General features: G+C 63.0%; 23 protein-coding genes. 13 read left to right on the forward strand and 10 right to left on the reverse strand.

The window, feature by feature from the left end; translation table 11 throughout:
- Nucleotides 1-11 precede the first annotated feature (11 nt).
- The 4 genes from GTP58_RS09350 to GTP58_RS09365 form a co-directional block, all read right to left on the reverse strand.
- A complete protein-coding gene (locus GTP58_RS09350) occupies nucleotides 12-2,357 on the reverse strand; it encodes a TonB-dependent siderophore receptor (RefSeq protein ID WP_161077175.1) in 2,346 nt (781 codons plus the stop codon).
- Nucleotides 2,333-3,283: a FecR domain-containing protein gene (locus tag GTP58_RS09355; protein WP_161077176.1), complete on the reverse strand. Its 951-nt coding sequence runs from the start codon at nucleotides 3,281-3,283 to the stop codon at nucleotides 2,333-2,335. The genes GTP58_RS09350 and GTP58_RS09355 overlap by 25 nt, the downstream gene beginning before the upstream one ends.
- The gene (locus GTP58_RS09360) at nucleotides 3,276-3,791 is read right to left on the reverse strand and encodes a sigma-70 family RNA polymerase sigma factor (protein ID WP_373924731.1); all 516 of its coding nucleotides are present in this window, start codon (nucleotides 3,789-3,791) and stop codon (nucleotides 3,276-3,278) included. The genes GTP58_RS09355 and GTP58_RS09360 overlap by 8 nt, the downstream gene beginning before the upstream one ends.
- A gap of 76 nt (nucleotides 3,792-3,867) precedes the next feature.
- Nucleotides 3,868-5,031: a branched-chain amino acid ABC transporter substrate-binding protein gene (locus tag GTP58_RS09365; protein ID WP_161077178.1), complete on the reverse strand. Its 1,164-nt coding sequence runs from the start codon at nucleotides 5,029-5,031 to the stop codon at nucleotides 3,868-3,870.
- Nucleotides 5,032-5,158: 127 nt separating this feature from the next.
- On the opposite strand from GTP58_RS09365, the gene GTP58_RS09370 reads away from it, so the two are divergent.
- The 3 genes from GTP58_RS09370 to GTP58_RS09380 are packed head-to-tail and all read left to right on the forward strand — an operon-like array spanning nucleotide 5,159 to nucleotide 9,814.
- Entirely contained in the window at nucleotides 5,159-6,310 is a 1,152-nt protein-coding gene (locus GTP58_RS09370) for a pyridoxal phosphate-dependent aminotransferase (RefSeq protein WP_161077179.1), read from the forward strand.
- Between the two features lie 9 nt (nucleotides 6,311-6,319).
- The gene (locus GTP58_RS09375) at nucleotides 6,320-8,527 is read left to right on the forward strand and encodes an ATP-binding protein (protein ID WP_161077180.1); all 2,208 of its coding nucleotides are present in this window, start codon (nucleotides 6,320-6,322) and stop codon (nucleotides 8,525-8,527) included.
- 9 nt (nucleotides 8,528-8,536) lie between these two features.
- Entirely contained in the window at nucleotides 8,537-9,814 is a 1,278-nt protein-coding gene (locus GTP58_RS09380) for a M20/M25/M40 family metallo-hydrolase (protein WP_229215472.1), read from the forward strand.
- Here the strand turns inward: GTP58_RS09380 and GTP58_RS09385 are convergent.
- The 3 genes from GTP58_RS09385 to GTP58_RS09395 are packed head-to-tail and all read right to left on the reverse strand — an operon-like array spanning nucleotide 9,803 to nucleotide 12,044.
- Complete coding sequence (locus GTP58_RS09385) at nucleotides 9,803-10,174, reverse strand: DUF3325 domain-containing protein (RefSeq protein ID WP_161077181.1); 372 nt, start codon at nucleotides 10,172-10,174, stop codon at nucleotides 9,803-9,805. The two genes, GTP58_RS09380 and GTP58_RS09385, sit on opposite strands and share 12 nt — an antisense overlap.
- Complete coding sequence (locus GTP58_RS09390; RefSeq protein WP_161077182.1) at nucleotides 10,171-11,763, reverse strand: PepSY domain-containing protein; 1,593 nt, start codon at nucleotides 11,761-11,763, stop codon at nucleotides 10,171-10,173. The genes GTP58_RS09385 and GTP58_RS09390 overlap by 4 nt, the downstream gene beginning before the upstream one ends.
- Nucleotides 11,760-12,044: a DUF3649 domain-containing protein gene (locus tag GTP58_RS09395; RefSeq protein WP_202413526.1), complete on the reverse strand. Its 285-nt coding sequence runs from the start codon at nucleotides 12,042-12,044 to the stop codon at nucleotides 11,760-11,762. Before GTP58_RS09395 ends, GTP58_RS09390 begins: the two co-directional genes overlap by 4 nt.
- Nucleotides 12,045-12,167: 123 nt before the next feature.
- Between GTP58_RS09395 and GTP58_RS09400 the strand changes: the two genes are divergently transcribed.
- From GTP58_RS09400 to GTP58_RS09445, 10 genes are all read left to right on the forward strand, one after another.
- Nucleotides 12,168-14,321, forward strand: coding sequence for a TonB-dependent siderophore receptor (locus GTP58_RS09400; protein ID WP_161077183.1), 2,154 nt, complete (start codon nucleotides 12,168-12,170; stop codon nucleotides 14,319-14,321).
- 66 nt (nucleotides 14,322-14,387) lie between these two features.
- Nucleotides 14,388-16,421 carry a glycoside hydrolase 43 family protein gene (locus GTP58_RS09405; RefSeq protein ID WP_161077184.1) on the forward strand — a complete coding sequence of 678 codons (2,034 nt, stop codon included), beginning with the start codon at nucleotides 14,388-14,390 and terminating at the stop codon, nucleotides 16,419-16,421.
- Between the two features lie 114 nt (nucleotides 16,422-16,535).
- Nucleotides 16,536-17,045, forward strand: a complete 510-nt coding sequence (locus tag GTP58_RS09410; protein WP_161077185.1) for a helix-turn-helix domain-containing protein — start codon at nucleotides 16,536-16,538, stop codon at nucleotides 17,043-17,045.
- A 95-nt stretch (nucleotides 17,046-17,140) separates the two neighbouring features.
- Nucleotides 17,141-18,202, forward strand: a complete 1,062-nt coding sequence (locus tag GTP58_RS09415) for a poly(3-hydroxybutyrate) depolymerase (protein WP_161077186.1) — start codon at nucleotides 17,141-17,143, stop codon at nucleotides 18,200-18,202.
- 31 nt (nucleotides 18,203-18,233) lie between these two features.
- Entirely contained in the window at nucleotides 18,234-18,689 is a 456-nt protein-coding gene (locus GTP58_RS09420) for a hypothetical protein (protein ID WP_161077187.1), read from the forward strand.
- 141 nt (nucleotides 18,690-18,830) lie between these two features.
- Nucleotides 18,831-19,364 (forward strand): DUF2589 domain-containing protein, encoded by a 534-nt coding sequence (locus GTP58_RS09425; RefSeq protein WP_072781607.1) that lies wholly within the window; start codon nucleotides 18,831-18,833, stop codon nucleotides 19,362-19,364.
- Nucleotides 19,365-19,379: 15 nt separating this feature from the next.
- On the forward strand, nucleotides 19,380-19,661 hold the full coding sequence (locus GTP58_RS09430) for a hypothetical protein (protein WP_072781605.1): 282 nt from the start codon (nucleotides 19,380-19,382) through the stop codon (nucleotides 19,659-19,661).
- The gene (locus tag GTP58_RS09435) at nucleotides 19,648-20,211 is read left to right on the forward strand and encodes a hypothetical protein (protein ID WP_161077188.1); all 564 of its coding nucleotides are present in this window, start codon (nucleotides 19,648-19,650) and stop codon (nucleotides 20,209-20,211) included. Before GTP58_RS09430 ends, GTP58_RS09435 begins: the two co-directional genes overlap by 14 nt.
- Before the next feature lie 145 nt (nucleotides 20,212-20,356).
- Nucleotides 20,357-20,980 carry a DUF2589 domain-containing protein gene (locus tag GTP58_RS09440; RefSeq protein WP_161077189.1) on the forward strand — a complete coding sequence of 208 codons (624 nt, stop codon included), beginning with the start codon at nucleotides 20,357-20,359 and terminating at the stop codon, nucleotides 20,978-20,980.
- A gap of 67 nt (nucleotides 20,981-21,047) precedes the next feature.
- Entirely contained in the window at nucleotides 21,048-21,698 is a 651-nt protein-coding gene (locus GTP58_RS09445) for a glycoside hydrolase family 19 protein (RefSeq protein ID WP_161077190.1), read from the forward strand.
- Here GTP58_RS09445 and GTP58_RS09450 read toward each other — a convergent pair.
- Genes GTP58_RS09450 through GTP58_RS09460 form a run of 3 tightly spaced genes read right to left on the reverse strand, consistent with a single transcriptional unit; the run spans nucleotide 21,676 to nucleotide 25,449 of the window.
- Nucleotides 21,676-23,298, reverse strand: a complete 1,623-nt coding sequence (locus GTP58_RS09450) for a GMC family oxidoreductase (protein WP_161077191.1) — start codon at nucleotides 23,296-23,298, stop codon at nucleotides 21,676-21,678. The genes GTP58_RS09445 and GTP58_RS09450 overlap by 23 nt on opposite strands.
- A complete protein-coding gene (locus tag GTP58_RS09455; protein ID WP_161077192.1) occupies nucleotides 23,288-24,463 on the reverse strand; it encodes an alkane 1-monooxygenase in 1,176 nt (391 codons plus the stop codon). The genes GTP58_RS09450 and GTP58_RS09455 overlap by 11 nt, the downstream gene beginning before the upstream one ends.
- Nucleotides 24,463-25,449 (reverse strand): 2Fe-2S iron-sulfur cluster binding domain-containing protein, encoded by a 987-nt coding sequence (locus GTP58_RS09460; protein ID WP_229215473.1) that lies wholly within the window; start codon nucleotides 25,447-25,449, stop codon nucleotides 24,463-24,465. Before GTP58_RS09460 ends, GTP58_RS09455 begins: the two co-directional genes overlap by 1 nt.
- Nucleotides 25,450-25,467: the final 18 nt, after the last annotated feature.

Here is a 25,467-nt window from a genome sequence, read left to right on the forward strand (position 1 = left end):
TGAAAATTTTTTTACCAGCGCGTATGCAGGGCCAGGCGCACGGCGCGTGGCGAGCCGGGAGAGATGTTGTTATCGTTGTAAGACGAGGCAAAATAGGCGCGGTCGAACAGGTTTTCCACGCCGAGTTGCAGACGGTTGCGGGGGTTGATCTGGTAGTACAGGGTCGCATCCAGCCGCGCATAACCTGGCAGCGCCACGCGGTTGCTGGTGGAGCTGAACATGCTGCTGCGCGCAAGCACGCCCAGCGCAGCTTCAACGCTGGCGCTCAGCGTGTGCGTACTCCATAGCGACAGGCTTTGGCGCGGCACATGCGGCATCTGCGCGCCCGCCTGGGAATTGGCCGACTGGGTGGCGGTCAGGCGCGAGCGCTGCCAGGCATAGCCGGCGCTGAGCTTCCAGCTACGGTTGACGCGTCCCGCCAGCTCCAGCTCAACGCCCTGCCCGCGCTGGCCTTCCACCAATTCGTTATCGCCGCCGTTGACCGGATCGGCGACCAGCACATTGCTGCGGCGAAGCTGGTACATCGCCAGGCTGGCGGACAGCCGGTCGCCATCTTCCCAGCGCGCGCCGATTTCCTGGTTGCGCACCACTTCCGGCGCCAGGTCCTGGTTATCCACGGTGAGTGAGGCCATCTGTTCGCCCACCCGCAGCGAATACGCCTTGCTATAGCTGGCGTACAGCGACAGTTTGTCGCCCGGCTGATAGATCAGCCCCAGACGTGGCGACAGCGGACGGTCATGGCTCGCCAGTTGCAGCTGGTTGCGGATATCGCGGAAGTCCACATTCAGCGCCTCCTTGCGCAAGCCCGCGAGCACCTGCCACTGCGGCGACAGCACCATCTGATCCTGCACGTACAGCGCGGTATTCCGGCCGGTGCTGGCATTGCTCATGTCCGTCGCCGAGGGACGGAACGTCATCGGCAGGTGAAACGTCGGCTGCGCCACCGGCACGGATACGAAGCGCACTTCCGGCCCCAGCGTATCGAAATAGCCGGTGGTACGCGCGTTGTCCGTGCGCTGCCGGCCCAGTTCCAGCCCGGCCGTCAACTGATGGCGCAGCGCTCCGGTAGTTGCCGTGGTTTGCAGGTCGGCCTGGTAAAACAGATTGCTGCGGTGGGTCGTGCTGCCATAGCCCAGCATGCGTACCGTGCTGGCATCGTCCATCCCGCCGGGGAAGACGTTCTGATAATACTTGTCGTAAACGGCGTAGTGCAGCTGGCTGCTGAACTTGAGCGCGGGCCCCAGTGGCCGCTCGACGCGCACGGTGAGCGCATCGATATCCACGCCATTGTGGCTATTGGCCGGATCGCCAAAGAAGGTAGAAGGCGCGGACGCCACGGGACGGCCATTGTAGGACGGCATGCCCCGGTCGGTACTGCGGCGGTCGCGGAAATGCTCATAGCTGATGTGCACAAGCGTCGCGCCATCGCGCCAGGCCAGCGCCGGATTGACGCCGTAGCGTTGCAGCCAGCCGCCTTGACGGAACGAGCCTGAATCTTCATCGACCGCATTCAGGCGCCAGGCCAGTTGCGGATTCAGCGCCGCACCCACATCCAGCGCGGCGCGGCGTTGCTGCCAGCTGCCCAGCAGCAGATCGAGGTCGCCGATGTCGCGCCATTGCGCCTGCTTGCCAACGCGGTTGACCGCCCCACCCGAGCCGCCACGCCCCAGCGACATCGCGTTCGGCCCTTTCAGGACTTCGACGGTCTCGATGTTGTAGAAATCGCGGAAATACTGGACGTCGTCGCGCAGGCCGTTCAGGAAGAAATCGGCGCTGGAGTTATAGCCGCGAAAGGCAGCGTTATCGCGGTTGCCTTCGCCAAGGCTGGGCTGTACGCCCGGTACATACGCCAGCAGATCGTCCATGCTCAGCAGCTGGCGATCGCGGATCTTCTCCGCTGTCACGATGCTGACCGCCTGCGGCGTATCCCGCAGCGCGGCGCCGCCTTTGACGACCAGACTGCTCACGGCATCGTCGGGCGACAGCTCGGCACGCGCCACCACTTCCGGCAGGTGCTTCAGCGCCTGCGACTCCGCGACAGTCGCGGCCATCGGCGCTGCGCGCAGCAGGAAGCTGCCATCCAGCTGGCGCACGGCTTCCAGCCCCGACCCGGCAAGAATGCGCGGCAGATCGCGCTCGGGGGCGGACAGTTCCGGCAAGCCCGGACTGCCGACACCTTGCGTCAACCGGCCGTCCGCGCTGAGCAGCGTGCCGCTTGCCAGCGTATAGGCGCGCAGCACCTGGTCCAGGGAGCCAGCGGGTATCGGTGATATCGGCGGCGCCGCCATCGCGATCGACGGCAGGCAAACCAGCAAGGCAAACTTCTTCATGGTCAGCGCGGCGTGATGCTGACCCACCACGACAGCGTGCGCTTGACGCGCACCGGCAACGCGGCTTCCAGCATATCCAGCGCCTGATCGGTGTCACCCAGCGGGTAGCTGCCCACCAGCCGCATGCCGGCCAGCGCGGGATCGCAAGCCAGATGCCCATGCCGATAGCGCGCGAGTTCGGCCAGGAAGTCATCCAGCCGCATCTGCGTCGCAATCAGCAGCTTGCGCGACCAGGCGCTGCTTTCTTCATTCGCCGGCGTCATCGCCCCCGCCAGGCCGCCGGTGATCTCCACCTGGGCGCCAGCAGGCACCACGACGCCGTCGTTCACCTGCACGGCGCCGTCATACACCGCCAGGCGCGTGCCCTGCTCCGTGAGGCGCACCGCAAAGCGCGTGCCCAGTGCGCGCAGCCGGAGGCCGCGTGCTTCCACGACCAGCGGGCGCGCTGGCTGCTGATGGTCGGCGCCACTGTGCAGCAGGATCTCGCCACGTCGCAGCACGATCAAACGCTGCGTGCTGTCGTAAGCCAGGTCGGCGGCACTGTCGGTGTTGAGCCAGGCCTGGGTGCGATCGGGCAGCGGCAAGGCGGCGATCACGCCAACCGCCGTGCGGTGCCCGGCATGCAGCGCCGCCAGAAATTCGCCCGCTTCCTCGCGGCGCATTGCCAGCGCGCCCGCACCACCGCCAGCGCACAACAGCAGCAAGGCTTTCAACGCGCGCCGGCGGCGCGGGCCGGCCACCAACGCAGCACGGGCCGGCGCGCCAGGCAGCGCCTGCAGCTGGGTGTTGATGCTTTCCACGCGGCGCCAGGCTTCACGGTGCTGGTGCGATGCGTCCAGCCAGCGTTGCCAGGCCTGGTGTTCGCCGGGCGCCACATCGGGCGCACTGAGTACCGCGAACCATTCCGCCGCCTGCTCCAGCACGTGGAATTCCAGCGCGGCCTGGTCAGGCATCGCCGTTACTGATCAACAGGCATTGCAGCATCGCCTGCGCCATGTACTTCTTGACCATGCGTTCGGAGACCTGCAAGTGTGCGGCGATGGCGGCATACGTCCAGCCGTCGATTTGCGATAGCAGGAACGCTTCACGCACCTTGGGCGCCAGCGAGGCAAGCATGGCATCGACCTGCATCAGCGCTTCGATGACCAGCGCCCGCTCTTCCGGCGAGGGCTCCAGCACGGCCTCCTGCACCGCCAGCGCCTCCAGGTAGGCGCGCTCCAGCGTCAAGCGGCGCCAGTGGTTGACCAGCAGGCCATTAGCGATGGTGCTCAGGTAGGCGCGCGGTTCGCGCAGGGTTTCGAGGGCGCCGGCATCCAGCACGCGCATGAAGGTGTCATGCGCGATATCCGCGGCGCCATCGCGGCAGCCGACCTTGCGCCATAGCCAGTTATGCAGCCATCCATGATGGCTGCGATACAGCGAGCCGACGGAATCGGCGGTAGGCGCAAATGTGGGCACGATAGATCAATGGCAAATGAGAATCATTCCCATTGTGCCATAGATTGCGGCAGGTGCCAACCAACTGCCGCAGGCTTGTTTATTTCATCACAGCCAGCTTCTGGCGTTTGGCGTCTTTGAAGGTGAAGATGGTCAGCACGCCGTTCTGGATGTCGCCACGTGCGTCAAACGCGATATTGCCGGTCACGCCTTTGTGGCTGATCTTGGCCAGCACCGGCAAATACTTGGCCGGATCTGGCGAGCCGGCTTTCTGCATGGCGTCGACCATGGTCATCAGCGCGTCATAGGTGTACGGCGCGTAGGTCTGCACTTCGATGCCAAAGCGTTTCTTGTAGCGGGCGTGGAATTCGGTCATGCCTTTTTCCTGCGACGGCTCGACGCCGCCCGCTTCCGCGCAGATCACCTGGCCATCGCTCATGCCCTCGCCGGCCAGGCGCGGCACCGAGTCCGAGCACATGCCGTCGCCGCCCATGAACTTGATCGGAATGCCCAGCTGCTTCATCTGGCGCAGCATGGGGCCGGCCACCGCATCCATGCCGCCGAAGAAGATCATGTCCGGCTTGGTGGCCTTGATCGCAGTCAGAATGGCGCTGAAGTCGGTCGCCTTGTCGTTGGTGAACTGAGTCGAGACAATCGTGGTGCCGCTGGCGGCGCCGGTCTTCTTGACGGTTTTGACGAATTCCTCGGCCAGTCCTTTGCCGTAAGAGGTGCGGTCGTCCACTACGGCGATGCGCTTGGCCTGCATGTTCTGCATCGCGTAGCGCGCCAGGGCCGGGCCGAGCTGCTCATCGTTGGCGATGTTGCGGAACGTGGTGTTGTAGCGCTGGCGCGTGTACTGCGGCGAGCTGGCCGATGGCGTGATCTGCGGAATGCCGGCATCGTAGTAAATGCGCGACGCCGGAATCGTGGTGCCCGAGGTCTCGTGGCCAATCACGCCCTGCACTTTGGCGTCCACCAGTTTTTGCGCCACGGCGGTGGCTTGCTTGGGATCGCCCGCGTCGTCCTCGGCCTGCATCACGACCTTGTACTTCTTGCCGCCGATGAGCACGCCCTTGACGTTCAATTCTTCCACGGCCATGCGCGCGCCGTTTTCGTTGTCCTTGCCCAGGTGGGCGATCGGGCCGGAGGTGGCAGCCACGTGGCCGATCTTGATGATGTCTTCCGCATGGGCGGAAGCCGCGCCGACTCCTGCGACAAAGGCCAGCGTCAGTGCCTGGCAAACTGTTTTTGTTGTGAACTGCATAAAATCCTCGTTGGAATCCTCATTGGTTAACACCACTAGCATACCAGACGGCAACGCACGATTGCGAATAGCTACTTGCATGCCGGTCTGATTGAAGTAGAATAAATATTTCCTAAAGTGAATCAATATGGAACTCTCTCACCGCATTGCCCGCTCTAAACCTCTGGCCACAACGGCCATGCACGGCCGTGTCGACGCCATGAAAGCCCGTGGCGAAGACGTGATCGATTTCTCCATCGCCATCTCGCATTTCCAGGCGCCGCCCACCGTGCTGGACGCGGTGCAGCACGGCCTGGAGCAGCCCTACCTGGCCTACACGGCGGTCGGTGGCGACGGTCAGATCCGTGCGCGGTTGGCGGCCAAGGTGGTCAAGGAAAACGCCATCCCGGCCCGGACCGAAGAGATCCTCGTGACCAATGGCGCCAAGCAGGCTTTATATCAGGCGCTGTATGTGATGGCCGATCCCGGTGACACCGTCATCATCTTCAAACCGCACTGGCCGGCCTATGTCGCCACCTGCGAATTGCTGGAGCTGAAGCCGGTGCTGGTCGATCTGCCGTTGGAGATAAACGACACATTGCTCGACAGCCTGCCGCCGGCGCGCATCCTCATCATCAACAATCCGCACAACCCGACCGGCGCGGTGCTGAAGCAGCAGGAACTCGATTGCATCGCCGCCTGGATGAAGCGCACGGGCACGCGCGCCATCGTCGATGAAAGCTACGAAAAGCTGATCTTTGACGGCAGCCATATCAGCCTGGCGGCGCGCAGCAACTGGCAGGAGCTGGGCATCGTCACCCTGTATTCGGCCTCGCAAAGCTATGCCATGATGGGCTGGCGCGCCGGCTTCGCGGTCGCCCCGGCGCACGTGGTCTCCGCCATGGAAACGCTGCAAGGGCCGATCACCGCCGCCGCGCCGATGCTGATGCAGCTGGCCATGGCCGCCGCATTTGAAAGCGGCGAACCGGACGCCATGCTGGAGGACTACCGCCAGCGGCGCAATCTGGTGCTGGACCTGGTCTATGGCCTGCCGTGGATGACCATGCACTGCCCGGCGTCCGGCCCCTATCTGTGGGGCGACATTTCCAGCCTGACCATGGATACCATCAACTTCAGCGAGCAGCTGCTGGCCGAAAGCGCGGTCGCGATCATGCCGGGCGATGCATTGGGGGTGCCAGGTTATATACGGATAGGGTATATTTCCGATGACGTGGCCACCTTGCGCCGAGGTGTGCAGGCCATCATCAATTTCGGTAACCGCCTTCATAACGCTGCCTGACCACGCCGCATGGCCTTCCTGCTCTTCCAGCTGAATAGTTTGCGCAGCCGCCTGGTGCTGCTGGTCATGCTGGCGATTGCGCCCATCGCGATCATGACCTTCATCAACGGCGCGCGCGAGCGGGACCATGCAATCGAGGTGGCAGAAGATAATCTGCTGCGCCTGACCAATCTGGCGGCGGCCAACGAGGCCCAGTCGATTGCCAGTGCGCGCCAGATTCTGCGCGACGTCGCCAGCGTCCCAGACCTGATGGGCGACGACGAGGACTGCAACCGCCTGCTGGCCAATATCCTGCGCCAGAATCAGGATTACGCCAATCTGGGCCTGATCCAGATGAACGGCGACGTGACCTGCAACGCCACGCCCTCCCAGGGCAAGGTCAATCTGGCGGACCGTTCGCACTTCCGCCGTGCGGTCCATCTGAAACGCTTTGTGGCCGGCGGCTACATCTTCGGCCGCGTGATCCAGAAGCACACCGTCAACCTGACCTACCCTGTGATGGACGACGACCAGAAGGTCAAGGCCGTAGTGTTTGCGGCGATGGACCTGACCAAGCTGGATCGCTTTGTGGCCGATATCAAGCTGCCACCTGGCTCACTGCTGTTAACGGCAGACTCGGAAGGCAAGATCATTTCGCGCAAGCCCAATCCTGAACAATGGTTTGGCAAGCAGGTATCAGAAGCGATGCGCCTCGCCATGGCGGCGGAGCCGGGCAAGCCGGTGCTGCTGGTCGGGCCGGATGGCATCGAACGCCTGCACCGTTTTGCCCGCGTCGGCAACAACGGCCTGACCGATTACACCGTCACCATCGGCATACCGGCCGATGAAATCACCGCCAGCGCGCGCCACGATCAGGTGCTGGACCTGCTGGCGCTGGGAGCGACATTGGGCCTGGCGCTGCTGGCCGCATGGTTTGTCGGCGATGTGCTGGTGCTGCGCCGCGTGAAGCGCCTGGCCAACACCGCCAACAGCATCGCCTCCGGCACGCTGGAAGCGCGCAGCGGCATCGTCTATGGCAAGGAAGAGATCAGCGAACTGGCACGCGCACTGGACGCGATGGCGGCATCACTGCAGGAAAAGGAACTCCAGCATCTGAAGGCCGAAAGCCAGCTGCGCGAAGCCGATCGCCGCAAGGACGAATTCCTCGCCATGCTGGCGCACGAACTGCGCAACCCGCTGGCGCCGATCAGTGCCGGGGCGCAGTTGCTGCAAAGCGGCCATGCCAGCGAGGCGGCCGTGCAGCGCACCGCCAGCATCATCGTGCGCCAGGTCCATCACATGACACGGCTGGTGGACGACCTGCTCGATGTCTCGCGCGTAACACGCGGACTGGTGACGCTGACGCGCGTGCCGCTCGACGTCGCCAAGATCATCGCGGATGCGGTCGAACAGGCGGACCCGTTGATGAAAGCGCGCCAGCACCGCTTTGACGTGGTGCTGCCCCCATCGACACTGGTGGTGACGGGAGATCACAAGCGGCTGGTGCAGGTGCTGGTCAATGTCCTCAATAACGCCGCCAAGTACACGCCGTCGGGCGGCGCCATCAGGCTGACCGCACGCGCCGAAGGCAGCAACGTGAAGCTGATCGTCAGCGACAACGGCATCGGCATGTCGCCCGAATTGCGCAGTCACGTGTTTGAGCTGTTCGCGCAAGCCGACCGCAACTCCGACCGCTCGCAGGGCGGGCTGGGACTGGGTCTGGCGCTGGTCAAGTCGCTGGTGGAACTCCATGGCGGCAACGTCGCCGTGGAAAGCGAGGGCGAACAAAAAGGCAGCACATTCACCATCACCCTGCCTGGTACACCGCGCCAGCAGCCAACGCAGGAACAGCCAGGCCACAGCGCCATCGCGTCCCGCAAACTGGCAGTGCTGGTGGTCGATGACAACGTCGATGCGGCCCAGACCCTGCAACTGCTGCTGGAAGCGGGCGGCCATCATGTCAGCGTGGCGCACACCGCGCTGCAGGCGCTGGAACTGGCCCAGGCCACATCGCCAGAACTGTGCCTGCTCGATATCGGCCTGCCGGACATCAGCGGCTACGATCTGGCACGCGGCCTGCGCGCCTTGCCGCATACCGCCCACGCCACGCTGGTGGCCGTGACCGGCTACGGCCGCCGCGAAGACCGCGAGCAGGCCGATGCTGCCGGCTTCGATCACTACTTTGTCAAACCGGTGGACGTGGATGCGTTGTTGACGCTGATCGCCGGACTACCCTAACGGAGTTTCATGAAACACCTGCTACTCAGCCTCGCCATTGCCGCGGCCCTGCCTGCGCATGCGCAGGAACAGAATATGGCGCGCATCCTGGCGCAGCCGACGGTGAAACAGGCGCTGGCCTACATCGAAAAGAACGAAGCCACGACACACGCCAACACGCTGGCGATCAACGCCATTCCCGCGCCGACCTTTGCCGAAGCGGCACGCGCCCGCGACATGGCGGCCCGCTTCAAGGCCGCTGGCCTGGCCGATGTGCACACCGATGATGCGGGCAATGTACTGGCCACCTACCGTGGCAGCGGCAAAGGCCCGACCATCGTGCTGGCGGCGCACCTGGATACCGTCTACCCTGCCGGCACCGATCTCACGCCGCATGAAAAAGATGGCCGCATCTACGCACCCGGCATCGCCGACAACGGCCGCTCACTGGCGGCCTTGCTAGTCATCGCGCAGGCCTTGCAGGAGACTAAAATACACACCGAGGGCGACGTGCTGTTTGTCGCCAACGTCGGCGAGGAAGGCTTGGGCGACCTTAAAGGCGTGAAGCACCTGTTCAGCCAGCGCAAGGACATCAAGGCCTTCATCGGACTGGAGCCCGCCCTGGGCGTCGACGGCGATCCCGTGACCTACATCGGTACCGGCAGCCGCCGTTTCAAAGTCACGATCCATGGTCCCGGAGGCCACAGCTACGAGGGCTTCGGCCTGCCGTCCGCCATCCACGCAGCGGGCCGCGTGATCGCGCGCATTGACGACATCCGCGTGCCCACGCAACCCAAGGTGACGTTCAATGTCGGCGTGGTACAAGGCGGCCAGTCGGTGAACAGCATTTCGGCCGACGCCACCATGCTCATCGACATCCGCTCCGCCGATGCGCCGCTGCTGGCCAAGGTAGAGCAGCAAATCAAGGACGCCATCCAGCAAGGCGTGGCGGACACCAATCAGCGCTGGAACAGCAAGGGAATTACTGCGGACGTGGTCCTGATCGGCGACCGGCCAGCGGGACAAATGAAGGCAGACGCCGTCATCGTCAACACCGCGCTGGCGGCGGCCAAAGTCCAGGGCCGGCCCGCGCTGCTCGACAGCCCGCACTCCACCGATGCCAACCTGCCCATGAGCCTGGGCATCCCGGCCATCACCATGTCCGGCGGCGGCACCTCGGGCGGCTACCATTCCGAGAAGCTGGAATGGTGGTCGGGGCATAACGCCCATACCGGCCCGCAAAATGTGCTGCTGACCATCCTGGGCTTGGCGGGCGTGCGCGATGTCGCGCCGCCGCTAGCGCAGTAAGCCCAACACGGCGGCCAGCGCCACCACGCTGACAAATGCCGCCGCCCAGCCGATACGCACGATGGCATGCGCGGCGTAGCACAGCGTCAGTACCAGCGCGAATGCCGACGCGGTCAGCACGCCGGCCCAGGCCACCCAGCCCTGCGCCGCGCCCCAGATAAACAGGCACACCAGCAGCGAGATGAGTAGCCCGCCGCTGCCGGCCCAGCGCAGCAGGCGGCGCTGGCCATCGCGCGGCACATTGCCGCGGCCGTGCAAGGCTTCCCAGTGGCGGTCCATGGCCAGACTCAATGCTGTAAAGCCGGCGGCCGCGCTGGACAAAGCCGCGACCATGGCCGCCGCGTTCGACGCGCCACTCATGCCGCCACCTTGGCCAGTTTGGCCTTGAGCGGCGCCTTGGCGGCGCTGCCGAGACGCCTGCTGGCCCACAGCAGGCCGCAGCCGATCAGCAGCGACACCAGATCAAACCCCGCCACTGGCCACAAGCCCTGCGCCACACTGGTGAACAGTCCGGCGCCACCGGTCAGGGGATTGAGCGGCAACAGCAGCGCAAACAGCACGCCTGCCAGCGCAAGCTGGAGACGCCACATCCATCGCTGCGGGAAGGCCAGTGCCGCAACGGCGGCGATGCCCCACGCGGTAAAGAAGCAATGGATTTCCAGGTCCGGGCGCCCCTCCAGGCCAGGCGGCAGCAGGCGATTGGCCCAGAAGTAGACGCTCATGGCGATCAGCAGGCCGGCGATGCCGCCCAGGTTCAAGCCATCCACCAGGCGCAGGCCAAAGCCGATACGGCCGTTCGCATTCGCCTTCACATGCTTGGGCCGTTCTTTCACGGCCCACAGCAGCACGCCAGTGGCAACCATGGCGCAGCCGGCCAGGCCGGACAGGAAGAACAGGCCGCGCAGCAGCGGGCTGGCGAAGCGGCCGATATGCAGGCCATACATCACGCCACGCGTCTCCACTGCAGCGCCACTCTTGTCGGCCTCGGTCAGCAAGCCGCCGGTGACGCCATCGAAGGTCAGCGACGGCAGGTTGTTGCTGACGCCATGGCCATCCTGCTGCGTCAGCGTGACCGTCGCCGCGCTGTCGCCAGCATGGCTGACCATGATGCGGCCGACAGAAGCGCCATCCCACAGCTGACTGGCCTTGGCCACTAGCGGCGCCAGTGGCGTCAATGGCGCGGACACGCCGGAGGCTTTGGCTTCCACCCGTGGGCCGCCATTCAAATCGGCGAAGAAGGCGTCGCTGTCCTTGTACACGGCGCCCAGGCCCTGCGGCAGGTACATGAACATCAGCGTGACCAGACCGGTGTAGGTAATCATCAGGTGGTAAGGCAATGCCAGTACCGCCGTGGCGTTATGCGCGTCCAGCCAGGAACGCTGGCCTTTCCCCGGCCTGAAAGTGAAGAAGTCCTTGAAGATGCGCTTGTGCGTCACGATGCCGGAAATGATCGCCACCAGCATGAACATGGCGCAGATGCCGACGATCCAGCGCGCCCAGAGCACCGGCATGTAGTGCATATCGAAGTGCATGCGGTAGAAGAAGTCTCCGCCCCGTGTGGCCCGCGCGGCGCTCAGCTCCTGTCCCGTGAGCGGATCGATGCTGGCGTTCTCGAAACGGCGGCGGCCGCGTGGCTGGCCCTCTTCTCCGGAGGGCGGGGGCGCCCAGCTGGCGCGGACTGCCGGCTCGCGCCCGGTCGGCATGGTGATGAACCAGCGCGGGCTGGCGGGGGCACGCTGCTGCAGCAGGTTCTGGATCTGCGCCGCTGCCACGCCCTGCTCCACCACGGCATGCGAGGACTGATGCAGCTCGGGTTTCATCCACAGCGTGATCTCATCGCGGAAGTAGCTGGCGGTGCCGCAGCTGAACACCATGAACAGCACCCAGCCCACCAGCAGGCCGGACCAGGTATGCAGCCACGCCATCGATTGACGGAAGCTCTCTTTCATAGGCCGCCTCCGAGCCAGACTACGGCGCCCAGCGCCAACGCCACGGCCAGCACGCCAAGCCACGCGCGCAAGGCCGTCCGCGTGGCAAACGACCACATGACTATGCAAGGGAAAATGGCCAGGCCGGACAAGGTGGCGGCCACCACGCGGTCAACCTCACGGCCCGGCAAGGTGAGCGCCAGCGCGGTCACCGCCAGCGAAGTGACGGCGTAACCGCCGCCTATTGCAGCCAGCGTACGCGAGGCAACGCCCAACCGCCGGTTCATCAGTATTGGAATCATGGGATGACATCTACCTGGCTTGCCGGCGGGTGCGGTAAATGCGAAAACTAAACGATAATGATTCTCATTATGTTGTATGATGATGATTGTGTCAATCATTCTTCGCAATCATTCCTCCTTATCATGCCCGCTTTGAAGCCACTTACCATAGGCGTACTTTCCGCCCTCACCGCCCTCTCCTCGCAAGCCCAGACCACCGATGACGCGGTGCAGACGGTCGTCGTCAGCGCCAGCGCCGATGCCTCGGCTGCGGGTTTGTCCAAGACCTTTGCCGGCGGCCAGGTCGCCAAGGGCGGCCGCGTCGGCCTGCTGGGCACCATGGATATCATGGATACGCCGTTCAACAGCACCAACTACACCCAGCAATTCATCCAGGACCAGCAGGCGCACAGCGTTGCCGACGTGCTGCAGTCCGATCCTGGGGTACGCGTGGCGCGCGGCTTCGGCAATTACCAGGAGCTGTATGTGATCCGCGGATTCCCGGTGAACTCCGACGATCTGGCCTATAACGGCCTGAATGGCGTGCTGCCGCGCCAGTACATCGCCGCCGAGCTGCTGGAGCGCGTCGAAGTGTTCCGTGGCGCGAATACCTTCCTCAACGGCGCGACACCAGGGGGCGGCGGCATTGGCGGCGCCATCAACCTGCTGCCCAAGCGGGCGCCGAACCAGGATCTGACCGAGGTGTCGGCCGGCCTGCAGAGCGGCAGGCAGACCTACCTCGCCACCGACATCGCGCGCCGCTTCGGCGAAGAAAACCGCTACGGCGTGCGCGTCAACGCAGCGCAGCGCAAAGGCGGTACCGGCATCGATGACGAAAACCGCGAGGTGCAGCTGGCTGCTGCCGGTGTGGATTACCGCGGCCGCGGCTTCCGCCTGTCGGCCGATCTGGGCTGGCAAACCAGCAAGCTGCATCAGTCCCGCCCGGCCGTCAATGTCGACGCCTCACTTGCGGTGCCGGCAGCGCCGGATGCCACCGCCAGTTACGGCCAGCCATGGGACTACTCCAGCGAGCGCGATGTGTTTGGCACGCTGCGCGGCGAATGGGATGTGGCCACGGATGTGGTGGCGTGGGCCGCCGTTGGCGGGCGTCGCGGCAGTGAGCTGAATCGCCTGGCCAGCACACTGAATCTGAACAACGCCAACGGCGGCGGCCAGATTCGCCGCTTCGACAATGCGCGCGAAGACCATGTGAAGACCGCTGAACTGGGCCTGCGCGCGGCGCTGCGTACCGCCTCCGCAAGCCACAAGCTGGCCATGACCACCACCGGCTTCGACCTGGACTCGCGCAATGCCTACGCCACGTCGGCCTACCAGAATACCTCGTTGTATCAGCCCCTGGTCCTGGCGCTGCCGGTGCTGACCACCTTTGGCAACGACCTTGCCGCTCCACGCACCACCAACCAGGTCAAGCTGGTCAGCGCAGCGATTGCCGACAGCATGGGCTTCCTCGACGACCGGCTACTGCTCACGGTCGGCGTGCGCCATCAGAACATCAAGCAGACCGGCTATGCCTATAACACCGGCAAGCCGACGGTGTACAACGAAGCGGCCAATACACCGATTGCCGCCATCGTCTACAAGGTCACACCCAAGGTATCGCTGTACGCCAACCGCGTAGAGAGCTTGCAGCAAGGCCCGGTGGCCGGGTCGACCGCCGCCAACCGCAACCAGGTCTTCGCGCCATACAAGTCGGTGCAGAAGGAAGCCGGTGTGAAGCTCGACGCGGGCCGTTATGGCGCCACGGCCGCGCTGTTCGCCACCAGCCAGCCCATGGGCGTGCTGAATCCGGCAACCAAAATCTTCGGCATCGACGGTGAACAGCGCAACCGGGGCCTGGAGCTCACCGCTTACGGCGAACCTGTGCGCGGCCTGCGGGTGCTGGGCGGCGCGACACTGCTGGATGCGACGCAGCAGCGCACTGCGGGCGGCCTCACCGACGGCAAGGACGTGATCGGCGTGCCGCGCACGCAGGCCAACCTGAGCCTGGACTGGAGCGTGCCAGGGGTTCGCGGGTTGAGCGTATCGGCACGTGCGCTGCACACTTCATCGCAGGCGGTGAACGCGGCAAATACGCAGAACCTGCCGTCCTGGAACCGGCTGGACGCCAGCGCGCGTTACGCGTTCAAGGCCGACGGGCATGAGGTAGTGCTGCGCGCCCGCGTGGACAATCTGACGGCCCGGGATTACTGGGCATCGGCTGGCGGTTCGCAAGGCGCGGGCTATCTGGTGCTGGGGGCGCCGCGCACTTTCGGCCTCACTGCCAGCACGGAGTTCTGAAACAGGCAGGCCCGCCGGCGGCAAAATGGTACCCTAGGCGCACAGGAGGCAACCCAAGGGGACGATATGAAGCGAGCCATCATTTGCGCGCTACTGACGGTTTTCACACTGCCGGCGGTGGCGCAAAAAGAAGCACGGCCGGATACCGGCTTGTCCATCCGCACCTGGACACCGGATAACGGCAATGGCACCTTCACCAATCCCCTGTTTTACGACGAGCTGTCCGATCCCGACCTGATACGCGCCGGCGAATGGTTCTACCTGACCGGCAGCACCATGCACGCCATGCCTGGCTTGCCGCTGCTGCGCTCCAAAGACCTGGTCAACTGGGAGTTCCTGGGCTACGCGGCCGACCGCATCGACTTCGGCCCGGCCTACCGGCTGGAGGGCGGCAAGAACATCTACGGCCAGGGCATCTGGGCGCCCAGCCTGCACTACCGCAACGGCGTGTTCTACATCTTCGCCAATGTGAACGGGCGTGGTACACAGGTCTATTCCGCCGTCAACCCGCGCGGCCCATGGACACGCTGGGAGATGAAGCGCAGCCTGCAAGAACTGTCGGTGCTGTTTGACGATGACGGCAAGGCATATGCCGTCTGGGACCGTCAGCCAATGCACATCGCCCAGCTCACCGATGACCTGCTGGACATCGTGCCGGGCACGGAGAAAGTGCTGTTCTCGAAAGCGGACGGCATGGGCGGCGGCGCCCACTTCTACAAAATCAACGGCAAGTACTACATCCTGGGCGCCAACGATGTCGGCGGCCTGCGCATGCCGGCCGCGCGCGCCGACAATATCTACGGGCCGTATGAGGTCAACCCGGCCATCAGCAAGGAGGAAGGGTTTGGCATGGTGGCCGGCTACCGCCTGAAAAACAGGCAGTATCCGTTTGAGGTGACACCGCCCGATCCGTCCCTGCGCGATGCCACCGCCATGCACCAGGGCGGCATCGTGCTGACCGAAGCTGGCGAGTGGTGGGGCTTCTCGATGATGGACTATAACGCCGTTGGCCGCCTGCTCAGCCTCGCACCGGTCACGTGGAAGGATGGCTGGCCCTATTTCGGCCTGCCCGGCAATCCCGGACGCAATCCGCGCACCTGGATCAAGCCGCGCGTGACGGAGCGCCAGCAGATCAAGGCGCCGTTTGAGCGCAGCGACGAATTCTCCGACACCACGCTCAAACCTGTCTGGCAGTGGAACCACGTACCGGTGGAGGACAAATGGTCGCTCAGCGAACGTCCCGGCTTCCTGCGTTTGCACTCCATGCCCGCCACCGCGTTCTGGGATGCGCGCAACACGCTGACGCAGCGTGCCATTGGCCCTGTCTCGTCGCCAACGGTGGCGGTGGATGTCAGCGGCCTGCTGGACAACGACGTCGCCGGCCTGGCCCTGCTTGCCCTGCCCTACGCGACGCTCGGCGTGGAACGCAGCAACAGCAAGCTGTCGCTGGCGCTATTCGATCAGGCCCGCAACCAGACCACGCGCCTCGCCATCACCGCACAGCGCCTGTGGCTGCGGGCCGAGTGCGATTTCCTCACTGAGAAGGCACGCTTCAGCTACTCGCTGGACGGCGAAAAATTCCAGCCCGTCGGCGACGAGTTCACCATGATATTCCAGCCCGTGACCTCGCAAGGTGTGCGCTACGGCCTGTTCCACTACAACACCAGCAAGCAGAACGGCGGCTGGGCCGACTTCAACAGCTTCGACGTTTATCAGCCCTACCCGCACGGCCAGATGCGTGCGATTCCATATGAGCAGCAAATCCAGCTTAAATCCGCCAACGGCCGCGCCGCCAGCCAGCCGCTGATTTTCACGGTGCGCGATCTGGGTCTGGGCCGCATCGCACTGCAATCGGGCAGCAATTATCTGAGCGTGGGCGCCGATGGCGCCGCCACGCTGCAAACTGTACGCCCCGGTATTGCCCAGGCTTTTGAATGGATAGAAACTCCCACCAGCGAGCTGATACTCCTGTCATTACAAACTAACTTTTATTTACGTATTAACCCGTCAAGCGGCGCCTTGATTGCCGACAGTCCCGGCCCTGTCCCGGGCAATAATGACGGCGTGCGTTTCAACTGGGGAGCAATAAAAGTCGATTAACTTTCGAAAGTGTGGTTTATTAATTAGTTTTTAATACTCTGCCAGATATTGTCAGAATTGCGTTTTATTTTCACAATAACATTTGTCTGTTGCCAATATTGTAACGGAACAGATATGCTGGAACTACTTGTACTCCGCCATGACGACGCTTATACCCATAAGTTACCCGAAATAATCCACGACGCTGGCTACCAGATCATTAACCTGAAAGACCTGGTTGCCTGCGGCCGGCGTGCCCCTGACAGCACCATCAATCTCGAAGAGCAACGCTCGGAAATATTGGCTTGCATCCTGACACTTGCGCGCCAGCTCAACCCCGGCTGGCGTCTCCACATGCGCGACCGCCGGCTGGAAGCACCGGCCGGCGAGTCGATTAATCTGACCAGCCTTGAATTCAACTTCCTCAAAATATTCAGCATGGTGGAAGTGAATGAGGCTGTCTCCCGCAAAAAAATCGTCAAGGAGTTTGGTGAGGATTATCTGAGCTATGACCAGAACCGCATCGACACCATGGTCAAACGCTTGCGCAAGAAAATAGAAACCCACATCCACGTCAAACTGCCTTTAAAGACGGAACGCGTGCGTGGCTTTTCTTTTGGAGATGTGCTGATTATTGATCCTTGAATGTCATGAAATGACATCGACATTTTCCCATTCCTCGCTATCATCGATATGAAACACCCAGGTTCTTTTAACTTTTTTTACGCAAGGAGAGTTACATGCGACTAGCCTCATTCAAGGTGCTGACACTCGGCCTGTTAATTACTGCACTGCTGCCCCAAGCCTACGCCGAGTCAACGCCACTGCCCGCGCTGGGCGCCGATTTGAGCCAGACCTCGGTATCCGGCATTTCCTCCGGCGGTTTTATGGCGGCGCAGCTGGCCACCGCCTACTCTTCCCGCTTTATCGGCGTCGGCATCATTGCCGCCGGTCCTTTTTACTGCGCCGGCACCTATCCCTCATTAAGCTTTCTGCAAAACGCCGTCACCACCTGCATGGCGCCAGCGTCGCGCTTTGCCGCTGCGGACGGCGCCAAGTCACTCGAGAACGCTAAACGATTCGCCGACCAGGGCCTGATTGATCCCGTCAGCAATTTAAGCCGCCAGCGCGCCTACATCTTCAGCGGCAGCAAAGACCCGACCGTGGCGCCGATCGTGGTGGATGCCAGCTACAACTACTACAAGCTGGCCGTGGCCGATCCGGATAAACAGATCCTGTATTCCAAGGACGTCGCGGCCGGACACTCCATCGTTACCGGGGAATCGGACGATGTGCCATGCGGCGAAACCAGGGCGCCCTATATCAACAACTGTGACTTCACGCAGTCCCAGGTGCTGCTGGCGCATATTTATGGCGACGCCAGCAAGCCGCCCAGCAAGGCCGAGCCCAGCGGCAAAATCATCCGGTTCAATCAGCGTGCCTTTATCACCGGCGATCTCAGCAGCATGGATGACGAGGCGTACGTCTATGTTCCCACCTACTGCCAGCAGAACAGCTGCATTGTCCACATCGCCTTCCATGGCTGCCAGCAAGGCGCACGGTATATCGGCGACCATTTCTATGCCGGCACCGGCTACAACGAATATGCCGATACCAACAAGATGATCGTGCTGTATCCGCAAGCCATCCGCTCCAGGGGCATCCCGGCGAATCCCAAAGGATGCTGGGATTTCTGGGGTTACTCCGATGAAGACAGGCAGTATCCGGCCTTCTTTTCAAAAAAGTCCCCGCAGATGCAGGCCATCATCGCCATGCTGGATCAGCTGGGGAAAAAGCCTTGAACAACCTCTACTCTCTCTTTAAAGGAAAATCATGAGCAGCTCATCCCACAACAGCGCACAAGCCCATTGGGCACACATCGTCCAGGCCGCGATCAGCGCCAGCAAGCAGTGGTCGGAACAGCAGACGGCAGCGGGCATCCGTGCCTTGCACACGCAACTGGACGCCGTGACCGCCGGCCCGGTGGCCGATGCGTTCCAAAATCTGTCCGACTTGCAGCAGGACCTGGCCCGCACCTGGTCGCAGCAGCAAGCCAGTACGCTGAGCGCCATCAGCAGCCGCACGCAGGCATGTGCCAGCGACTTGCGGCGCGCGCAGACCAAGGACGAAGTCGGCATCGTGATTGCAGGTTACGCCAATGACGTCGGCACGCATGTGCGCGAACAGCTGGAGCAAACCATGACCTTGTTGAACTCGGCCAGTGCGGCCTCGGAAGTACTGGTCCAGAAAACGCTGACGCAAATGACGGCAGGCGCGCCGCCCAAATAAGTACCGCATCGCCACGCAAAAAAGGGAGAGCTCGCTCTCCCTTTTTCTTTGTGCGGCCAGCGCCAGATTCGGTCAGGTTGAGCCACCGCGACGCCGCTATTCTTGGTCGTGGTAATCCGATTAACAACTAATGGAAATCCTATGGCGATCTTGACTAGTTTGGAAGACATGGTGCGGGCCATCGCGGGCTCGATCATGAATGCACAGCACATGGTTGAAAAAGCGCAGCTGGCAAATATTGCGTCCTTCTTCGACGACCTCCACAAGCCCAGCGTGATCGAGGTGGAGCTTCCGGCCATCCACAGCAACGCCGAACCTGACAGCGCCTATCTGTACCAGGTGCCCGTGATTTCGCTGGTGCCACATAGCTCGCTCATTATCGGCGAGGCCGAGATCGATCTGGATGTGGAAATCGGCGGCTTTGAAGAACAGGAACGGCCCGACGTGCACGAAGGGATCATCGACCAGCTGGGGCGTGCCGCGCCGGCGGAAAAAAAGGCCACGCTCATGGTCAACCCCGGCACCGGCACGCTCGCGGCCAAGAACGGCAACGCTGCCCACATCAAACTCAAGCTGGTGGCAACGGAGAAATCCGAAGGCCTGGCGCGGCTGGTCAATGATGTGGTGAAGGCGCAGGGTCCGGTACACGTCCGCAAACAGCAGGCCGCTGAATAACTACAGGAGGTTGCGTTGAACCCTAATAATTTTCACCTGGCGAATATCCGCTTCATCAAGCGCATCGTGGTCGGCAACGACAACCCGCAAAGCATGCGGACCGAAAAAGAGGTGCAGGAATCGATGGACATGGTAAACCGCTGCCTGTGCTCCACGCCGCGCGGCTACATCCTGAACGTGGAAAAAAGCTTTGGGCTGTACAACGTCGGCGAGCATCAGATCGTGCTGCAATACGCCGTGTACAACATCGGCTTCGACCGCAAGCCTGCGTTCCTGGACGATCATGCGCAAGGCTAAGCATAACGGCGCCACACACCACGTCGGCCTGCTCAGCGATGCCACGCAGGCTGCGTACAAAGACGCCAACCGCAGCCTGCAAGACCTGGCCTTGCAATGCCAGCCCGCCATCCGCTGCGCAAGCGCACCAGACATCCAGTACAGCGACGGCAGCGTGGCTGTTGTGATTCCAGCCGCGAGCTTTCATCGCAACTACGCCTTGTGCCTGCACACGCTGGAACTCACTGTCTACGGTTACTGTGTGTCGCGCAAGGCCGGCTGGGAGCGAAGGATAGAGCTGGACTTCAGCATGCGGCGGCCGCCCTGGTGGCGCCGCATACTGCGCCGGCCACCCTTGCTGGCGCTGGACGTGCAGGTGCTGCACGAAAGCGTGCGCGTACGCATCCGCCCTGCTCCCGCCGATGCGATGGCGCCGCGTTCCCGCTATGTTTTTCAGCTGGGCGCGACGCTGCAGAATGAGCTGGAAACGCATCACACAACGCAGCTTGCTGCGCGTTCTGTTCCATCCAGGCTGCGTGCCTGGATGTCGTCTTTTCGTCAAAAGCAGTAGCACTGACAGCCGTCAGAAAAGGTCATTTCTCCTTGAATTTAAAACCCTAAGCTTAGTTCGTCGTTGGGCTGAATGCATTACCGGCCAGGCGATACAAGCCCGCATCTTTATGTGGAACTGCGTTTAACTTTCGAGGAGCAAAATAATGTCTGAACTGATTGATATGGCATCCCAGTTTAAAGGTCTGCCGATGGGTGATCTGATCGGTGGTCCGCTGGCCGCCGCTTGCGACGCCCAGGTCAAACTGGCCAACGCCACCGCCGACTTCATCAAGCACGTCGGCTTCCTGCCACCGGCCGACAACGATCCTGCAGGCGTCGGCAGCACCCGCCTGGCGCACTTCGCGTTCACCCGCCCGGTTGCGGACCCCAATGATCCGAAGAAGACGGTGGAAGAAAATGTCTCGCTGGATGTGCCGCTGCTGGCCATCGTGAAAATCCCTAGCCTGTCGATCACCAAGGTCGATATCACCTTCGACATGGAAGTGAAGTCCTCGTTTGCCTCGAAAGAGACCGAAGACAAATCGGGCAAATTCTCGGCCGACATCAAGGCTGGCTGGGGTCCTGTCAGCGTCAACGTCCACCTGGAAGGCTCGGTTGCTACCCACAAGGAAAACACCCGCAGCTCCGACAATTCGGCGAAGTACCACGTACAGGTGCTGGCCGAAGACGGTGGCATGCCTGAAGGCCTGGCGCGCGTACTGGACATCCTGCAAACCTCGATCCAGCCACGCGTAGCAGCACCGGCAGCAGACAAAGCGCCTGCCTGATCCACCGGCGCCGCACTGTGGACCCGGTCTCCGGGTCCATTTCCCGCATATCTAACAGGAGTAATCTATGAGCGACATCACCAAGGCGCAGTTGCAAGCCATACTGACCACGGCTGATGCGGAAGCGCGCGCCGCACAGTGGATCGACCCGATCAACAGCTGCATGAAAGCATGCGACATCTCGACGCCATTGCGGCAAGCGGCATTTCTGGCGCAGGTGCTGCTGGAGTCGTCGGAGTTCCATCAGTTGCAGGAATCCCTGGCCTATTCCGCCGAACGTCTGCGCGCCGTGTGGCCACAACGTTTTACCAGCGACGAGATTGCAGCCGCCTACAGCCATCAACCGGAAAAGCTGGCCAACAATGTGTACGCCAACCGCATGGGCAACGGCCCCGAAGCCAGTGGCGACGGTTGGGCCTACCGCGGACGCGGCCTGATACAACTGACCGGCCGCCAGAACTACGCGAGCTTTTCCAAGGCCATGGGCATCGATGCGGTGAAAGATCCCGACCTGCTGCAGCAACCGACTGGCGCCGCCATGTCCGCCGCCTGGTTCTGGCAGGCGCACGGCCTGAACGAGCTGGCCGACAAAACCAGCGGCGCCGACGCGGACGAAAACTTCCGCCTGCTGACCCAGCGTATCAACGGCGGCACCAATGGCCTGCCACAGCGCCGCAGCTACTGGCAGCGCGCGCTCACCGCGCTGGGCGTCCGCTGACGCCGCGTATCCAGTCGGCAGCGCGCTCCGCAATCATGATGGTCGGTGCGTTCGTATTCCCGCTGATGAGCGCCGGATAAACCGAGGCATCGACCACGCGCAAAGCCTGCAGCCCGTGCACGCGCAATTGAGGGTCCACGACCGCCATGGCATCGCTGCCCATCCTGCAGGTTCCCACCGGATGATAGATTGTGTCGGCACGCGCACGGATCTGCGCCGCGACCGCGCTGTCATCGTTGAAGTCAACCGGATACAGGTTGCGGTGCCGATACTTGGCCAGCGCTGGCGCGCTCATGATCGCGTGCGTTTGTTTCGCGCCTTTGACCAGCAGGTCCAGATCATCTGGATGCGAAAGGAACTGCGGATCGATGCGCGGCGCCGACTGCGGATCGGCGTTGTACAGGCCAACCTCTCCGCGCGATTTCGGACGCAGCACGCAGACGTGGCACGAAAATCCGTAACCCAGGCGCAGCTTGCGCGCATGATCGTCCACCATCCCGATCACAAAATGCAGCTGCAAATCCGGCCGCGCCTGGCCAGCGTCGGATTTGATGAATCCCGCACCTTCGGCAAACGGTGTGGCGATCAGGCCGCGCCCTGTCTTGCGCCATTCGTTGGCCGCCAGCGCAAGACGCAACGCTCCTGTCGCGCCGATGCCGAACAAATCCTTTTCATCGCACTGGTAGGCCAGGATGTAATCGAGATGATCCTGCAGGTTCTTGCCGACGCCGGGCAATGCATGCCGCACCGCGATGCCGTGCGCCCCCAGCTCGGCCGGATCGCCTACGCCGGATAGCATCAGCAACTGCGGCGTATTGAAGGCGCCACCGGCGAGGACCACCTCGCCACGGGCGCGGATGATCCGGGTGCCGGCGCCACGACGCACTTCAATGCCAACGGCGCGCCTACCATCGAACACCACGCGCAAGGCCTGCGTGTTAGTCAGCACGTGCAGGTTCCTGCGGTCCTGCACCGGATGCAGATATGCCGCTGCAGCGGAGCAGCGCTCGCCGTTGCGCGCGCCTCCGTGGAATTGCGTGACCTGATAGTGCCCTACGCCCTCCTGACTGACGCCATTGAAATCCGGATTGCGGGGATAGCCGCACTCCATGCCGGCGCGGACGAAATCCTCAGTGATGCGGCGCGGGCTGCGCTGTTCCGCGACTTGCAGCGGGCCGTCGGCGCCATGCCAGTCGCAGGCGCCGCGCTCATTGCCCTCAGCGCGTTTGAAATATGGCAGAACCTCGTCAAACGACCAGCCGGCACAGCCCTGCTGCGCCCAGCCATCATAGTCCTCACGCTGGCCGCGGATATACAGCATTGCGTTAATCGCGCTGGAACCGCCCAGGCATTTGCCGCGTGGCTGATAACCGCGCCGTCCATTCAGACCTGGCTGCACCACCGTCTGGTAGGCGTAGTTGTTGATCTTCGGACGGCCCGGCACCATCGCCACCACACCTGCTGGCGCCCGCACCAGAATGCCGCGGCCATCGCCGCCCGCTTCGATCAGGCAGACCGTGGTTGCGGGGTCTTCGCTCAGACGCGCCGCCAGTGTCGCGCCGCCGGAACCGCCGCCAACAATGACGTAATCAAATTCCATGCTGCCCCCGTGCTTGGAAGGCGCGCATGCCGCTGCGCAGATTGGCTTCGGCGGCCAGCTGGCGTTCGGCGGGCGTGGCGAAATCTCGGTCCCAGGCCAGCACCTTGGGTGTCATGAGGCGATGCCACAACGGCGGGATCATGGCGACGACAATGGTGGTCAGGTAGCCGCTGACCATCATGGGGGCATGCTGGAACGGCTTGAGATCCTGGTATGCCACTTCACCTTGCGCGTGATGGTGGGAATGGCGCGTCAGGTTGAACATGGTCCAGGAGCTCAAACGGCGATTGGTGTTCCATGAATGGCGCGGCTGCACCGGTGTCGCAGGGTCACGCACAATGCCGTAATGCTCCATGTAGTTGACGATCTCCAGCAAGGCCTTGCCGGCCAGGCCGCACAGCACGAAGTAACCTGCCGCCGCCAAGCCACCGGCGCTCCAGGCAGCAGCGACCAGCACTACGCTCATCAGATGTCCGCGGATGAAGGCATTCCGTGGCGAAACCACACTACGTCCTTCGCGCTGCAAGCGCTTTTGCTCGATCAGCCATGCGCTGGCGTTGCCACGGATGGTGGAAATGAGCACGTGCAGATACACATTGCGTCCGCGCGGCGCCGTCGCCGGATCGTCCCGCGTCGAGACGTAGCGGTGATGGCCGTACACATGCTCGATGGCGAAGGTGGTGTCGAAACTGAAGGCCAGCAGCCAGCGGCCGATCAGCATGGATACCGGGTCCCAGGTGCGGTGCGTGAGTTCATGCGCGGTGATGGTGCCGATCATGCCTATCATCAGGCCAGTCAGCACGATGCCCGCGAGGTGCTGCGGCATGCTGGTGGCGGTGCGTGCCGCAAGTACGTCGTAGCCTGTCAGCTGCGTTACTCGCGCGCCGAAACCGAGAACATCGGCAGTACACACGCTCCACACCGACGCGAACACAATCAGCGCCAGTAACGGCAACGCCAGCCACAGTTGGAAGGTCAGAATGCCGGGATGACGGAAGGTGGGCGTACTCACGTCGTCGCCACCGATCGCATCGCCAAGCAGATACAGTCCAAGTATCGCAACAAGACCCAGCGGGATGCTGCTGCCGCCAGCGACAATGCTGGCCAGGGCGCAGAGCCCGATCATATGGAACAGGAAGTACTTCAGGTAATGCAAAATGCTCATCAAGGTCTCCTTATTGTTATAAAGCGGTCTGCAAAAATGTGTTCGTGCGCGACGCCACGCGCCAGTAGCGCCGCCGTGCAGGCATCGACCATGGCCGGCGGCCCGCACAGGTAAGCCTGCGCCGCCTCGCCAATGTGTACGGGCAGATGGTCGCCAACCATGCCGCGCGCGCCGGGCCACGCGTCGTCGCCGGATAGCGCCGACAGCACGGGCATAAAAGTGAACGGCGCCCGCCATTGCTGGCGGATCGCTTCGATCTCGTTCAGCGCATACAGATCGCTTTCCGTGCGCGCGCCAAACAGCAAGGTGACTGGCCGCGTGTTCGCGGTTTGCGCGGCATCCAGCAGCATGGCGAGGATGGGGGCGAGGCCACTGCCGCCTGCGACCATCACCAGCGGGCCGGCACCGGGGCGCAGCCAGCAATCGCCGGACGGCCCTTCCACGATGGCCGCTACACCAGTCAGGTCGCGCTCATTGATGAGCGTCGACAGTGCACCGCCCTCCACCTTCCGCACAAAGAACTGGACCTGTGCATCCGCCTGCATCGGCGTGGCAAACGAATAGCTGCGCGCATGTTCGCCCAGCGCCGCCAGGCCAAGCTGGGCGAACTGTCCAGCCTTGTAGGTCAACCCTTCATCCAGTTGTATTTGTAGTAGCGTGATGTCATGGGTAAGCCGCTGCTGGGCAAGCACGCGGCCAGTGACGCGGCGGCTCGCTGGCCGCGCGGCCAGATCAACCTCCACTGCGATATCCGTCGCCGGCACCGATTGGCAGGCAAGGATGTAGCCTTGCTCAAGCTCCGCTGCCGACAGCACATAACCGGACTGCGTCAACTCCCTGACGCGCCCACTCACCAGCCGGCATTTGCACGTGGCGCAACCGCCAACCCGGCAGCTATGGGGAAAATCGACGCCGCTACGCAACGCGGCCTGCAACAAGGTCTCCCTGGGGAGGACAGTCAGCGGCGCGCCATTGATATGGGCCATTGCCGCCTGCTTCTTTTT

Source organism: Duganella sp. CY15W (assembly GCF_009857555.1).
In the GTDB taxonomy this organism is placed as follows: Bacteria; Pseudomonadota; Gammaproteobacteria; order Burkholderiales; family Burkholderiaceae_D; genus Rugamonas; species Rugamonas sacchari.